This window comes from Pyxidicoccus trucidator (assembly GCF_010894435.1).
In the GTDB taxonomy this organism is placed as follows: Bacteria; Myxococcota; Myxococcia; order Myxococcales; family Myxococcaceae; genus Myxococcus; species Myxococcus trucidator.
Window position 1 is genome coordinate 531,775 of the sequence record NZ_JAAIXZ010000006.1, and the last position, 14,141, is coordinate 545,915.

11 protein-coding genes are annotated in these 14,141 nt (G+C 70.9%); 7 read left to right on the plus strand and 4 right to left on the minus strand.

The features are described 5' to 3' along the window. Nucleotides 1-6 precede the first annotated feature (6 nt). Together G4D85_RS20265 and G4D85_RS20270 are read left to right on the plus strand one after the other, a co-directional pair. Nucleotides 7-1,062, plus strand: coding sequence for an iron-containing alcohol dehydrogenase family protein (locus G4D85_RS20265; protein WP_164014379.1), 1,056 nt, complete (start codon nucleotides 7-9; stop codon nucleotides 1,060-1,062). A 165-nt stretch (nucleotides 1,063-1,227) separates the two neighbouring features. Next, on the plus strand, nucleotides 1,228-2,748 hold the full coding sequence (locus G4D85_RS20270; RefSeq protein WP_164014381.1) for a hypothetical protein: 1,521 nt from the start codon (nucleotides 1,228-1,230) through the stop codon (nucleotides 2,746-2,748). A gap of 3 nt (nucleotides 2,749-2,751) precedes the next feature. Here the strand turns inward: G4D85_RS20270 and G4D85_RS20275 are convergent, their stop codons facing one another. Beyond that, on the minus strand, nucleotides 2,752-4,233 hold the full coding sequence (locus G4D85_RS20275; RefSeq protein WP_164014383.1) for a hypothetical protein: 1,482 nt from the start codon (nucleotides 4,231-4,233) through the stop codon (nucleotides 2,752-2,754). Nucleotides 4,234-4,444: 211 nt separating this feature from the next. On the opposite strand from G4D85_RS20275, the gene G4D85_RS20280 reads away from it, so the two are divergent. Continuing rightward, nucleotides 4,445-5,212: an ATP-grasp domain-containing protein gene (locus tag G4D85_RS20280; protein WP_164014386.1), complete on the plus strand. Its 768-nt coding sequence runs from the start codon at nucleotides 4,445-4,447 to the stop codon at nucleotides 5,210-5,212. A gap of 171 nt (nucleotides 5,213-5,383) precedes the next feature. After that, nucleotides 5,384-7,609 (plus strand): M4 family metallopeptidase, encoded by a 2,226-nt coding sequence (locus G4D85_RS20285; RefSeq protein ID WP_240359386.1) that lies wholly within the window; start codon nucleotides 5,384-5,386, stop codon nucleotides 7,607-7,609. 86 nt (nucleotides 7,610-7,695) lie between these two features. Here the strand turns inward: G4D85_RS20285 and G4D85_RS20290 are convergent, their stop codons facing one another. Continuing rightward, nucleotides 7,696-8,160, minus strand: coding sequence for a tetratricopeptide repeat protein (locus tag G4D85_RS20290; RefSeq protein WP_205525621.1), 465 nt, complete (start codon nucleotides 8,158-8,160; stop codon nucleotides 7,696-7,698). Nucleotides 8,161-8,263: 103 nt separating this feature from the next. On the opposite strand from G4D85_RS20290, the gene G4D85_RS20295 reads away from it, so the two are divergent. Beyond that, the gene (locus tag G4D85_RS20295; RefSeq protein WP_164014389.1) at nucleotides 8,264-8,854 is read left to right on the plus strand and encodes a hypothetical protein; all 591 of its coding nucleotides are present in this window, start codon (nucleotides 8,264-8,266) and stop codon (nucleotides 8,852-8,854) included. Nucleotides 8,855-8,857: 3 nt separating this feature from the next. On the opposite strand, the gene G4D85_RS20300 is transcribed toward G4D85_RS20295, so the two are convergent. Together G4D85_RS20300 and G4D85_RS20305 are read right to left on the minus strand one after the other, a co-directional pair. After that, a complete protein-coding gene (locus G4D85_RS20300; protein ID WP_164014391.1) occupies nucleotides 8,858-10,213 on the minus strand; it encodes a sigma-54-dependent transcriptional regulator in 1,356 nt (451 codons plus the stop codon). Nucleotides 10,214-10,216: 3 nt separating this feature from the next. Beyond that, a complete protein-coding gene (locus G4D85_RS20305) occupies nucleotides 10,217-11,497 on the minus strand; it encodes a two-component system sensor histidine kinase NtrB (protein ID WP_205525622.1) in 1,281 nt (426 codons plus the stop codon). Nucleotides 11,498-11,950: 453 nt separating this feature from the next. Between G4D85_RS20305 and G4D85_RS20310 the strand changes: the two genes are divergently transcribed. Beyond that, nucleotides 11,951-13,366, plus strand: a complete 1,416-nt coding sequence (locus G4D85_RS20310; protein ID WP_240359387.1) for a TolC family protein — start codon at nucleotides 11,951-11,953, stop codon at nucleotides 13,364-13,366. Between the two features lie 101 nt (nucleotides 13,367-13,467). After that, nucleotides 13,468-14,112 (plus strand): ABC transporter ATP-binding protein, encoded by a 645-nt coding sequence (locus G4D85_RS20315; RefSeq protein ID WP_205525628.1) that lies wholly within the window; start codon nucleotides 13,468-13,470, stop codon nucleotides 14,110-14,112. Nucleotides 14,113-14,141 lie beyond the last annotated feature (29 nt).

Here is a 14,141-nt window from a genome sequence, read left to right on the forward strand (position 1 = left end):
ACCCCTATGGCTCCAAGCACGCGTCCCCTCTTCCTCCCCGAGCTCGTGCGCATCAAGCCGGGTGCGCTCGACCGCCTCGGCGTCTACCTGGCACGGGCCGGGCACCGCCGCGTCGGCTTGCTGGTGAGCGCTGGCTTGCAGCCCGTGCTGGGCCAGCGCCTGGAGTCCAGCCTCGCGCGCGAGGGCATCACCCTCGTGGGGCGGGTGGAAGTGGACGAGGCGAGCTTCGAGCGCGCGTCCGCGCTGTTCACCGCCCTGCCCTCGGGCTGTCAGGCCATTGTCGGGTTCGGCGGCGGGCGGGCGCTGGACGTGGCCAAGTACGTGGCCTTCCTCGCGGGCCTCCCCTACCTCGCCGTCCCCACATCCCTGTCGAATGACGGCTTCTGCAGCCCCCAGTCGAGCCTCACTCAAGCGGGGCATCGCCGCTCGCTGCGGGCGGTGATGCCGTCGGGCGTGGTCGTCGACACGGAGGTCTGCCTCCACGCGCCGGACCCGCTCTGGTGGTCTGGCATTGGCGACCTCGTCGCGAAGGTGACGGCCATCGCCGACTGGAAGCGGGCGTTCCATGCGCGAGGGACGCCGGTGAATGACTTCGCGGCGCTGCTCTCGGACGCCACCGTGTTCCAGTTCATGGCGAGGCCGGTGAAGGACGTGGAGGGCATCCGCCTCCTGGCGACGTCGCTGATGCTGAATGGGATTGCGATGGAGGTGAGCGGCTCGTCACGCCCGGCGAGCGGCAGCGAGCACCTGTTGTCCCACGCGCTGGACTCGGTGTCCGCGCGCCCCCGCCTCCACGGCTTGCAGGTCGGGGTGGCCACGTATGTCGTCAGCCGCCTGCAAGGCCAGGGCACGGAGCGCGTGGCCTCCGTGCTGGACGCCACCGGCTTCTGGCGGGGCATCACCGCGGACCCGTTCTCCCGCCGCGAGTGGCTGGAAGCCGTCCGCCTCGCCCCGTCGTTGAAGGACGACTTCTACACGGTGCTCTCGTCGAGGGACTGCGCGCCGGAGGTTGAAGACCTCCTGCGCACGGACCCGCGGCTGACCGGGTGCTTCATCGACTGAGGGCGCCTCACTCCAGCGCGAGAATCGTCAGGCGCTTCGGGCCCTTCCCAGCGCCCGGCCCCCTGGCATTCCCCTACTCAAACCCTCCGTGGGGAAGATTTCGCGCGCCCTCCGTTCGTCTCCCAGCGACTCCCCCCGAACCCGGGGCCGCACTGGAGACACCACGTGAACACCCTGCACGAGCGGAAATGGATGGCCCTGCTGGGCGCCACGGCCCTGACCCTGGCGAGCGGCTGCGGCACGGACGGGCTGGAGCCCGAGACGGCCCCCTCTCTCGCCGACCTGACGGAGACGGCCGAGGACCTCCACCCCGAGCGCCGTGGCATTGGCGTCCTGCCCGAGATGGTGCCCGCCGGCCCCACGGCCCAGCTCATCACCGTGGACCCGCGCCGCTCACTGGTGGTGACGGACCAGGCCGTCCTCAGCGGCTTCTCCTTCTCACTCTTCATGAGTCAGCTCGTCGCCAGCAGCGGAGTCGCCACGACGGAGCTGGACCTCTTCCAGCGGTGGTGGGACACGGCGCGGCCCTCCCCGGGGCTGGGAAGCGGCGCGCACTGCGACACCCTGGGCATCGCCAACATGAACGGCTTCCCCTACACCTGCCCTCGCAAGGAGGGAGACCAGGCGCTGGTGGACCCCTTCATCAATCCCACCACCAATCCCAACGCGTACATCCCCATCGGCCTGTTCAACCGCTTCGACCTGGCGTCCACCCGGGGCGCTGACTGCGGCGAGTACCGCATCGCCTATGCGAGGCGCTCGGGCATCACCAACGCGAGCGACCGCAACCTCGTCATCTTCGAGGCCGTGCTGCCCAACCCCACGCCCTCGAAGGGGCTGGAGGGCTGCCGTCCCGTCGCGGACTTCTGGGCCGGCCTCTCGACGGACCCCGACCCGATTTCGCGCGCCTCGAAGCTGCGGACGTTCTACTTCATCGGGCTCCCGGGCTTCATGCCGGTGGTGCACATCGACAACTACGGCAACCGGACCACGGGCTCCACCGGGCAGGTCCGCTCCAACCAGTTCATGCAGACCAGCTGGCTGCTGCGCGAGTTCGAGGTGCGCAAGGAGTGCCGCGCCCTCGTCCCCTGCACGCTGCGCTTCCTCCCCGTGACGGTGAAGACCAACCCGGGCGGCACGCTCTTCAACCCGGCCTCCGTGCACTCCGAGGCCCCCACCTTCCAGAACACGTCCTTCCCCGGCCAGGTGTCGAGGCTGGCCGTCAACGACCTCAACCTCTTCACGATGTTCACCTCGGACGTCCACAACAGCGGCCAGAGTGACGCGCAGCACGCGACGGAGAACCGCTACGTCACCCAGTTCGGCGTGGCGCCCAGCGCCTTCCGCACCAACATCCAGGCGAAGCTGATGGCCATTGGCAGCACGCTCACGCCTGACCAGATCGTGGCCCGCGCGCAGGTCCAGTCGTGCGCCGGCTGCCACCAGCTCAGCAACGGCGCCAACCTGGGCGGTGGCCTCATCTGGCCCTCCTCGCAGCGCTTCACGCACGTGTCCGAGTCGACGGAGCCAGGCCCCGACGGCGCGCGCCACCGCATCTCCCCGGCGCTCACCAACGTCTTCATCCCCCACCGCCAGGCCGTCTTCGAGACGTTCGTCAACGCCTCGTGCGGCGACACGGTGTGCAACGCCTGGGAGTCCAGCACCTTCTGCCCTGCTGACTGCTGACCTTCAGCGCAGGTCCAGGGTGAGGCCCCCGAAGGTCATGTTCGCCCGCTGGCCCCCATCGCCCGCGTGCGTCATGGGGGCCTCCGCCAGTCCCACCGCCACCACCCTACCCGCCTCCGCGTCGACACCCAGCAGGTGGAAGTGGCGGTCCCCTCCGTCGAGCGGCAGGCTCCGCGTCCTCACGCGCCCGCCGTCGAAGGAGACGAGGGCCAGCAGCGGGCCAGCGCCACGGCTGATGCTCATGCCCCCGCTCCAGCGATCCCATCCCGTCGCTCCCGCGGCAAGCAGACCCTGGTCCGTCCAGCGCACGGACGAGAAGTGGTCCGCGCGCTCGCCTCCCACGTAACTCTCGAAGCGCAGCGCTCCGGAGCGCCGCTCGAGCACCGCCACGTAGCCGTCATACGGCGCCATGTTCGCATCGGCCCCGGGGAACGGCGGGTAGTAGTCGATGCCGTCGCTGGCGTTGCGGCGCACGGCGGTGCCGGCGAGCGCAACCGCCCCTCCCCGCGTCGCCAGGTCGAACACGACGAACTCGGCCACGGCGGCGGGCACGAACGAGTGCGTCCCCTCGCGCTCACCGGTGGGCGAGAAGGCGGTGAAGGCAAAGGGCTGGTACTCGGTGTCCATGGGCGACGTGACGTCCTCGCCCAGGAGGCACTCCAGCCGCGTCGGCGTCTGGAAGGTCTCGCTCGACGCGAGGCACCGTTGCGTGTTCCACGTGCGGCCCACCACCACCGAGCCGTCGCCGTCCACCGCGAGCAGCGGCCGGAACGGCGCCTCCCGCCAGCGGAACTCGTCGTAGGCCCAGGCCGAAGGGTCCACCCGGTGCCTGCCATCCACGAGGCGCGTCCACTGCTCGACGTAGCCTGTCCCCAGCCAGGCCAGCGCCATCGCTCCGGACACCAGGTCCGACGGCGGCAGCTCGGGCGTCGGTGGGGGCTCGTCCACGAAGGTGAGGAAGGCCACGACGAGGCTCTCTCCACGGGCTTCCGTACGGAGCCAGCCGTCGGTGAGCGCATGCGCCGGCCGGGACGTCATGCGGAACGGCCGGGGAGGCAGGTCCGTGCCCAGGTCTCCCACCGGCAACTTCGTGGGCTCCGGAAGCGGATGCCGCGCCAGGACCTCGCCCTGATACGAGAACCGGACCAGGTCATACCCCCCGCGCTCCGCGTCGGTGCGCACCACCCCCAGCGTCACCTCGCCCGAGGGGTGGACCGCGAAGTCGCTGAAGTGCTCCCCGGGCGCCTCCGTCACCGCCCAGACCTCGCTGGACGCGGGCGAGTACACGGCGAGCCGTCGCGTGGACCGGAGGTCCGTGTGTCGGGTGGTCTCCAGGACAAAGGTCCGGCTTCCGGACAGCCTGGCCTTGAGCCCGGCCCATCCGGCGCCACGGGACACCACCCGGTGCGACAGCGAGCCCTGGTCGAAGGTCTGGTCGAGCCCCGGCGGCGGAACGGGACAGCCGGGCTCGCAGGGGCCTTGCACCTCCGCATCCCCGCATGCGGCCACGAGCGCACCCAGACAGAGGAGGCGGGTGGCACGGAGCCACCTGCGCCAGGAACGGGGTTCAGTCGAATGAAGCTTCATGGCATCCATACGTACTGGCAGTGTCGCCCGGGTTGCGCACGTCTGGCCAACGTCAGCCACCCGCGCGCACGTGCGTCCGGGGCTCACATCTCCCACCGAGGCGCGGCACATGCACTGGGTCGTCCAGGACAATCTGTTCAACGAGCGCGGCTTCCACACCCTGATGCAGGTGCTGGAGCGCGGTGGCATCCCACACACCCTGGTGAAGGTCATTCCGTTCGACGGGGGCGTGGAGCCGGCGGTCGACGTGTCCGGTCCCGTCATCGTGATGGGCTCCCTCACGCTGACCCGGTATGCGAAGCGACGAGGCTGGGTGCCGGGCGCCTTCATCAACGACAACTTCGACTTCCGCGCCTGGCGCGAGCACCTGGGCGAGCACCTGCTGAACGCGGGGGCCCGCGTCAGCCGCTTCGCCGACGTCGCGCCGGTGGACGGGCCCTTCTTCATCCGCCCCTGCCTGGACGACAAGTCCTTCTCGGGAATGGTCACCACCTGGGAGGACTTCGTCGCCTGGCGTGACAGCGTCCTGGGGCTCGGTGGGGACACCTCCGTCAGTGCCGACACCTGGGTGGCGGTCAGCGCGCCGAAGCACCTCCAGCGCGAGTACCGCATGGTCGTCGTGGACGGCCGTGTCATCACCGGCACGCGCTACAAGCTCGGAGACCGCGTCGTGGCCTCGGCCGAGGTGGAGCCGGAGGTGTACGCCTTCACCCAGGCCATGGCCGACCGCTGGTCTCCGGACCGGGCCTACGCGCTCGACGTCTTCATGCACGACGACGGCCTGTACGTCGGGGAGATCAACAACCTCAACTCGGCGGGCTTCTACGCCTACGACGTCGCGAAGATGGTGGAGGCCATTGAGGCCATGCCCTGGTGACGCCACGAGGAGGGGAGGCCCCTCCCCTCCTCCTGGGTCTCGAAGTGCTGAAACATGAAAAACAAGAAATTCAACGAACAGCTAAAAATACAATGAACTCATAGCTTCCGCTTGAAAACGGAATTCCTCATGTGTCATGAAAGCCTTTCTTCTTCGGAAAGGTCGTGCCTTTTGAGCAATCGATTCCTGAGGACGTTCTGCGCGGCGTGGGTTGGCGCCGGTCTTGTTGCCTGCGGCTCGGTACAGCCGGAGTCGGAGCAGGCGCAGGTCTCGGGTGAGGCGAAGGACGCCGACATCCAGGCCGCGCTGACCCGCTTCCCCGGGGCCGAGGTGCTGGGCCGCGATGGCGAGGTGCCCTACTTCATCCGTGGCGACCTGGGCCGACTGTCCACCGTGTCCTCGCAGCTGGCCCGCGAGGACCGGGGCGAGGCGGCGCGCGCGTCGCTGGGTGACATCGCCGCGGCCTTCCGCCTGCGCAACGACGAGCTGGTCTTCCGGCGCGCCTCCGTGGACGCCGAGGGCCACAAGCACCTGCGCTTCCGCCAGCTCCTGCGGGGCATCCCCGTGGTGGGCTCGGAGCTCGTCATCCACGCGGACAAGCAGGGCTTCATCTACGCGGCCAACGGCACCGCCCGCGGCCTCAAGGCGGTCTCCACCGAGGCGAAGGTGGCCCCCGAGGCAGCGCTGAAGGCGGCCGAGCTGGGCTCCGGCGCGGCCAAGGCCACCGCCAGCGGCCCCGCCACCCTGGTCTTCGTGTACCCCGACGGCTCCGACGAGCCGCGGCTGGCCTGGCAGGTGCGCGTCCTCGGTGAGCGGGAGACGATGGCCGCCGACGACCTCGTCTACGTGGATGCTCAGCGCGGCGGCGTCGTGGCCCTCCACCCGCAGCTCCACTCGGCCCTCAACCGCCGCGTGCACAGCGCGAACAACGGCACGTCCACGCCGGGCACCCTGCGCCGCAGCGAGGGCCAGGCCGCCACGGGTGATGCCCACATCGACATGAACTACGACCAGCTGGGCGTGACGTACAACTGCTACAACACGCTCTTCGGCCGCGACTCGTACGACAACGCCGGCGCGGCGCTCATCAGCACCGTGCACTACAGCACCAACTACGTGAACGCCTACTGGGACGGCACGCAGATGGTGTACGGCGACGGCAACGGCGTGGACTCCATCGAGCTGGGCAAGGACCTGGACGTCACGGTCCACGAGCTGACCCACGCGGTGACGGACACCGAGTCGGACCTCATCTACTCGGGTGAGTCCGGCGGCCTCAACGAGTCCATGTCCGACATCTTCGCCGGCGTGTGCGAGAGCTGGACGCGCGGCTGGGCCACGGACGCGGACGTCTTCAAGGTGGGCGAGGACATCTGGACGCCGGGAATCGCTGGCGACGCCCTCCGCTACATGGACGACCCGGCCAACGACGACGTCTCGCTGGACTTCTACGGCGACTACTCGTCGGGCGTGGACGTGCACTACAGCTCGGGCATCAGCAACCTGGTGTTCTCGCTGCTCTCCAAGGGCGGCACCCACCCGCGCGGGAAGACGAGCATCAACGTGACGGCCATCGGCCCGGAGAAGGCCGGCCGCATCTTCTACAAGGCCAACACGGACCTCTTCACGGCGAGCACCACCTTCGAGCAGGCCAAGACTTACACCATCCAGGCCGCGCAGGCGCTGGGCTACGACGCGGCCACGGTGCAGGCGGTGACGGACGCGTGGCTCGCCGTGGGCGTGCCTCCTCCGCCTCCGGTGACGACGCCGCTGTCCAACGGCGTGGCGGTGACGGGCCTGTCCGGCAGCTCGGGCAACAAGAAGTACTACACGCTCGAGGTGCCCGCGGGGCAGACCAGCCTGAAGTTCGAGACCACCGGCAGCTCGGGTGACGCGGACCTGTACGTGCGCTTCGGCAGCGCGCCCAGCGCCAGCACCTACGACTGCCGTCCGTACACGGGGACCAGCACGGAGGCGTGCACCTTCAACAACCCGGCGGCCGGCACCTGGTACGTCATGGTGAACGCCTACAGCGCGTACTCGGGCCTGTCGCTCAAGGGCACGTACGGCGGCGGTGGCGGTGGTGGCACTCCGACGACGGAGACGGCCACGGGCACGGTGACGCGGAATGAGAACGACCGCTTCGGCCCGTACAACGTCGTGCCGGGCACCACCTTCAGCGTGGTGATGACGGGCACGCGCAACCCGAACCTGTACGTCCGCTTCGGCTCGCAGCCCACCACCAACGCCTACGACTGCCGGCCGAACACGTCCGGCGCCTCGGAGACGTGCACCCTGACGGTTCCCGCGGGCCAGACGGCCGCGCACGTCATGGTGCGCGGCGGCGGCGCGAACACGGCGACGTACAACCTGACCATCAACTACACGCGGCCGTAGTCGGGCCTCGGAGTCGATGAAGCAAGGCGGGCGGCTTCCCCCACGGGAGGCCGCCCGTCGTGTTTGGAGCAGGCGCCCTGCCCCGCTCAGCGCGGCGCGACGGAGGCCAGCGCGCGGTCCAGCGCGGCCGCCTGTTCCTGGACCTCGGCGTCGCCGCCCCGGAGCGCCTTCGCCGCATGGCCGCGCGCGCGCTCCGGGTCCGTCTTCGCCAGGGCCATGGCCAGGTGCAGATTCGAACGCGGGTGGTCCGGCCGGGCCGCCAGCACGGGCTCCAGCACCTGCGCGGCCCGCGCGTCCTCGCCCCGCTCCAGCAGGAGCATCGCCAGGTCGCACGCCGGCTCCGGCTCGGCCGGGGCGCGGGCATTGGCATGCTCCAGCAGCTCCACCGCCCGGCCTCGCTCCCCCGCGAGGTCCAACGCGCGGGCCAGCCCGTGCATCACCTCCACGTCGCCAGGGGAAATCAGGAGCGCTTCCTCCAGAAGCCGGCGCCCCTCTCCCACGTCTCCCGCGGCCAACCGCGCCATCCCATCGCGATAAACGTCTGTTCCCACTGGGCTCTCCTCGCACCACGCGGTGCGTCAGTCACAGCCACGCAACTTCACGCCTACAATCTCCGACAAATACCTGAGAGGAAACTTTCCCCCCAAGGTTCCCATGATCGTCCGCCCGCCCCAGGTCTCCCCTCGTCGCCCTCTGAGCTCCACCTCGGAGTCCCCCGCCGCCGAGCAGCCCAACACGGCCGCCCAGGTCCGTCCCCACCAGAAGGATACGTTCTCCAGCCCTGCCACCGCGCTCCAGCGCACGGCGAAGGTGGGAGCCGCTCCGGCGGGTGACCACGGCAAGCTGATGCGGGAGTACCTCACCGGCGCCCGCCCGCCGCCGGCCGACTTCGAGAAGGTCATGGGCTACAAGCCCAACGTCATCCAGACGAAGCACGGCCAGCGGATGCAGGACCCGTTCGGCGCCGCGTCGGCCCCCGGCAAGATTGGCCCGGACAAGGAGTTCGACCCCGCGGCCAAGACGCACGACTACGGCTACGACCTGCTCCGCTACTACGCGAAGAAGGGCACCCCGCTCGCCCCCGAGGCGCGCAAGGCCGCCGACGCCCTCTTCCGCGAGGACCTCTTCAACTACGCCAATGACCAGAAGGGCTTCGGCGACCGCTTCAAGTACAAGGCCTGGGCGCAGATCTACGCCACCGCGGTGGAGCTGAACTCGCGCGTGCAGGGCTACGGCCCTCCGTAGTCCTCACTGCATGCCGTAGCGCCGCAGCTTGTCGTAGAGCGTCCGCAGGCCGATGCCCAGTCGCTGGGCGGCGCGCTTGCGGTTGCCCCCCTCGTTGGCGATGGCCTGTTCAATGGCCATCCGCTCCAGCTCCTCGAGCGTCGTGTCCGGCACCCTCACTCCATCCACGGGTGCCCTTACCGGGGCCGCTCCAGGTGCCTCGCCGGGCTCCTCCAGCCACAGGTGGCGCGGCTCCACCACCGGGCCGTCCGCGAGGATGGCCGCCCGCTCCAGCGCGTTTCGCAGCTCGCGCACGTTGCCCGGCCACGGGAAGGCCGCGAGCCGCTCGGAGGCCTCGGGCGACAGCCGCAGCCCCGGGCGCCCCAGCTCCTCGCCGATGCGCCGCAGCAGCAGCTCCGCCAGGGGCTTGAGGTCCTCGCGCCGCTCGCGCAGGGACGGCAGGCGGATGGGGAACACCGCCAGCCGGTGGTAGAGGTCCTCGCGGAACTCGCCGCGCGCCATCATCGCCTTGAGGTCGCGGTTGGTGGCCGCCACCCAGCGCACGTCGGCATCCAGCGTCCGCGTGCCACCCACGCGCTCGAAGCGGCGCTCCTGGAGCACGCGCAGCAGCTTGGCCTGCAGCTCCGCCTTCAGCTCGCCCACCTCGTCGAGGAAGAAGGTGCCGCCCTGGGCCAGCTCGATGCGCCCGCGCCGCTGCGCCACCGCGCCGGTGAAGGCCCCCTTCTCGTGGCCGAACAGCTCGCTCTCCAGCAGCGTCTCCGTGAGGGCCGCGCAGTTGACGGCCACGAAGGGCCCTTCCGCGCGCTCGCTCTGCTGGTGCAGGGCACGCGCGGCCACCTCCTTGCCGGTGCCGCTCTCGCCCATCAGCAGCACCGTGGCCTGCGTGGGGGCCACCTTGCGCAGGGCCTCCACCACCGGGCCCATGGCCGGCGCGCCCCAGCTCAGCACCACCTCGCCCGCGGTGTGCCGGGCCTCCGCCTTCCAGTTGAGCAGCGAGCGCCGCTCCAGCGCCCGCGCCACCGTCAGCCGCAGCTCGGCCGGGCTGCTGACCGGCTTCGTGAGGTACTCGAAGGCGCCCGCCTTCATCGCCGCCACCGCGCTCTCCACGGAGCCGACAGCGGTGAGGACGATGACCTCCACGTCCGGCTGCTCCTCGCGCACCTTGCGCAGGAGCGACAGCCCGTCCATGCGCGGCATCTTCAAGTCGGTCAGCAGCAGGTCCACGCCCTGCTTCGCCAGCAGCCGCGCCGCCTCTTCCCCGTCGGCGGCCGTCGCCACCGTGTGGCCCTCGTACTCCAGCGCCTCGGCGAGGAACGAGCGCACGCCCTCTTCGTCATCCGCCACCAGGATTCGCGCCATGGCTCAGCTCCCCCTGGATGGAACGGTGAGGCGGAACTCCGCGCCCCCGCTTGCGTGACTGCGGGCGCTCACCGTGCCGCCGTGCAGCTCGACGATGCGGCGGGTGATGGCCAGGCCCAGGCCGACACCGCGCACGCGCCCCGTGACGAAGGGCTCGAAGATGCGCTCCTCCTCGCCCGCCGGGATTCCCGGCCCGTGGTCCTTCACGGTGAAGACCAGCGCCTGGCCCTCCTGCTCCACGCGCGCCTCCACCCGCTGGCCCTCGGGGCTCGCCTGCACGGCGTTGCGCAGCACGTTCTCCAGCGCCTGCTGCAAGCGGCCCGCGTCGAGCGGCCACTGCGTGCGCGAGGGCAGGTAGCGGGCCTCCACGCTCGCCTCGCCGGTGGCCTCCACCGCCGCGCGGAGCACGTCGTTGGGGTCCGCGTCCGCGCGCCGCAATTCGCCGCTGCGCACGAAGCCCAGCAGGTCGTTCAAGAGCTGCTCCAGCCGGACGGCCTCGCCCACCACTCGGTCCGCCTTGGGGCGCAGCACCTCGTCCCGCTCCACCCGCTCGGCGAGCAGCTGCGCGTGTCCCTTGAGCGAGGCCAGCGGGTTGCGCAGCTCGTGCGCCAGCACCGCGGACATGGTGCCCAGGGCCGCCAGTCTGCGCCCGCGCTCCAGCTCCTCCGCCATCAGCTCTCGCTGGGCCAGCGAGCGCGAGAAGGCGAAGGCGAGCGCGAGGATGCCCCCGCACGAAATCAGCGCCACGGCCAGCAGCCGCTGCGAGCGCGACTCCAGCTCCTGCGCGGTGAGCGGCTCGAACTCATAGACCATGCGCAGCACGCGGCGCGGCTCCTGCGTCTCGGGGGGCGGCGCGGGTGGCGCGGGCTCCCCGGCCGCTGTCACAGGACGCGGCCGGCGCAGCCGATGGATGAGCCGGGAGCGACTGCCCTCCGTCAGCAGCGGCGGCCCGTCCTGGAGGAGGAGGTCTCCGACGGAGCCCTCTCCCGCCGAGGCCAGCACCCGCGAGTCCTCGGCGACCGCCACGAAGCGGAGCCCTCCCTCCCGGTGGGCGGCCAGGAAGGCATCGAGTGCCTGCTGACTCGGGGGGCCGGGCATGTCCCGGAAGGCCTCGAACCCGGCGAGCATCAGCACGTTGGCCATGCCGCGCGTCACCAGGGACGAGGACGCCAGGGCCGAGCGGCGGATGAACAACGAGGCGGACAGCAGCACCACGCACATCAGCACCGCCGCCACCCACGGCATCCGGGGACCGCGCGGACGCCACCACGGCGTGGCGCTCATCGCCGACCTCCCGCGCGGTGACTCCAGCTCCATGGGATTGCCTTCCACACTGCCAACTCTGCATGCGGAGTGCGGAATCCGCACTCTCTTCCAGCCGGGCACCACGTCTCGTGGGCGCCACCTCGCTCGGCTGTCTCCAACGTCATCGGCATCTCTCCAGGGGAAGGAGCGCGACCCGGAGGCCGCTGGCTGGGGGGACGGGCGGGCGCGCCAGGACAGCGCGGCCACCCCACCGGCGGTTCCACTGCAATCACGAGGCCCGCGCGGTCTTCCCCTCGCGCCACCGTGTTGCCGGGGACTCCAGGTACCCTTGTGGCCGAAGTCATGCGGGGCCCGCCGGCGGGGGCATGCGGAATCCGCAGTCGGGGTGCGAGTCCCGCAGCGGTGTCAGCCCTTTTCCCCCTGTTTTCAAGCGGTTGGATGCTGGCAAGCGATGTGCAGTGAACTCTTGTGATGAAGACGCCCCAGACAGCGTGGTTCAAGAAGCGACCCCATCGGGTGACGGCCCTGGCCCTGGGCTTCCTCGGGCTCGTGACGGTGCCCGGCGTGGGTCTGGCGCAGGAGCCGGCGCAACCCCCGGCCCAGCAGCCCCCACAGGCGGCCCAGGCCCAGCCAGCGGCCCCGGCCCAGCCCGAGGCCCGGCGCCCGGTGGTGAGCGTCACCTTGGAGGAGGCCATCGCGCGGGCCCTGAAGACGAGCCCCCAGGTGGCCCAGGCCGCCGGCACGGTGACGACCTCCGAGGCGGCGGAGCGCAGCGCCTTCGGCGCCTACCTGCCCAGCCTGTCGGCGAACGCGAGCAGCTCGCTGGCGAGCAGCAACCGGCTGGACCCGGAGACGGGCGCGGTGGTGTCGGGCTCCAATGACACGTACAGCGCGGGCCTGTCGGCCGGCTGGGACGTCTTCACGGGTGGCCAGCGCGGCGCCAACCGTCGCCAGGCGCAAGCGCAGTCGAACTCCGCGGAGGCCCAGCTCACCGCGCAGCAGTCCAGCGCGGTGCTCGACGTGCAGCGCTCCTTCTACGAGGTGCTGCGCGCGGAGGGACTGGAAGAGGTGGCGAAGTCCCGCATCGAGCGGGCGAAGCAGAACGCGGAGGCGGCGGAGCGCCGGCTGGCGGTGGGCTCGGCGACGCGCTCGGACGTGCTGCGCTCGAAGCTGGATTTGACCACGGCGCGCGAGGCCCTGCTCACCGCGGAGACGCAGTGCAGGTCGGCGTCGCTGGGGCTGGGGCGGCTCATCGGCGAGGACGGCCCGGTGGAGGCGAAGCCGCTCGACAACCTGGAGCCGAAGCCGGTGCCGCTGACGGAGGAGGCCCTGGTGAACGAGATTGAGGCGCGGGCGCCCTCGGTGCTCGCGGCGGCGGCGAACCTGCGCGCCTCGGAGGCTGGCGTGGGCTCGGCGAAGTCGGAGTACCTGCCCACGGTGCGACTGTCCGCGGGCTATGACTGGTTCAACCAGGACCTGGGCTTCGCGGGCGGCCGGACGAGCTGGTCCGTGCGGCTGGGACTCTCCTACCCCATCTTCGACGGCTTCCTCCGCGAGGAGCGCGTGGTGCGCGCGAGGACGCAGGCGTCGGTGTCCCAGACGCAGCTGGCGGACACGCGGCGCGCGGTGCGCTCGGGTGTCGGGCAGTCGCTGAGCCAGATCCGGCTCTCGTCGGAGCGCATCAACTTCGCGAAGGAGTCCGTGGAGGTGGCGAAGGAGGACCTGAAGGTCCAGCAGGAGCGCTACCGCCTGGGGGCCACCACCATCCTGGAGCTGCTCACGTCGCAGGAGAGCCTGGTCCAGGCGGAGACCGACCTCGTGGCCGCCCGGTTCGACTACCAGATTGCCCGCGCCGAGCTGGAAGCGCTGGCCGGGAGGCCGCTGTGAATCCCTCCACGAGCACGACGCAGCCCCAGCCGGCGCAGGCTCCCGGGCGGGACATCTCGGACGTGGTCATCCGCGTCGAGGGGCTGCGCAAGGACTACAAGATGGGGGCGGAGGTGGTGCGCGCGCTGCGCGGCGTGGACCTCACCATCCGCCGCAACGAGTACGTGGCCGTCATGGGCCCGTCCGGCTCCGGCAAGTCCACCTTCATGAACCTCATCGGCTGCCTGGACGTGCCGAGCGGCGGGCAGTACTGGCTCAACGGGCAGCCGGTGGCGGGCATGTCCGAGGACGCGCTGGCCCGCATCCGCAACCGGGAGCTGGGCTTCGTCTTCCAGAGCTTCAACCTGCTGCCCCGCGCGTCGGCGCTGGACAACGTGGCGCTGCCACTCATCTACGCGCGCATCGCCAAGAAGGAACGGCGCGAGCGCGCGGCGGCGATGCTGGAGAAGGTGGGCCTGGGCGAGCGCAAGGACCACCGGCCGAACGAGCTGTCCGGCGGTCAGCGCCAGCGCGTGGCCATTGCCCGCGCGCTGGTAACGCAGCCGGCGCTGCTGCTGGCGGACGAGCCCACGGGCGCGCTCGACAGCCGCACCGGAGAAGAAATCATGGCCCTGTTCGGCGAGCTGCATGCCCAGGGCCAGACGTTGATGCTCGTCACGCATGAGTCGGACATCGCGGCGCATGCGCAGCGGGTGCTGTTCCTGAAGGACGGCGTCATCGAGCGGGACGAGCGGAAGCGGGACTGAGCAGCGCCGCCTCGCGCGGCGAATTGGAC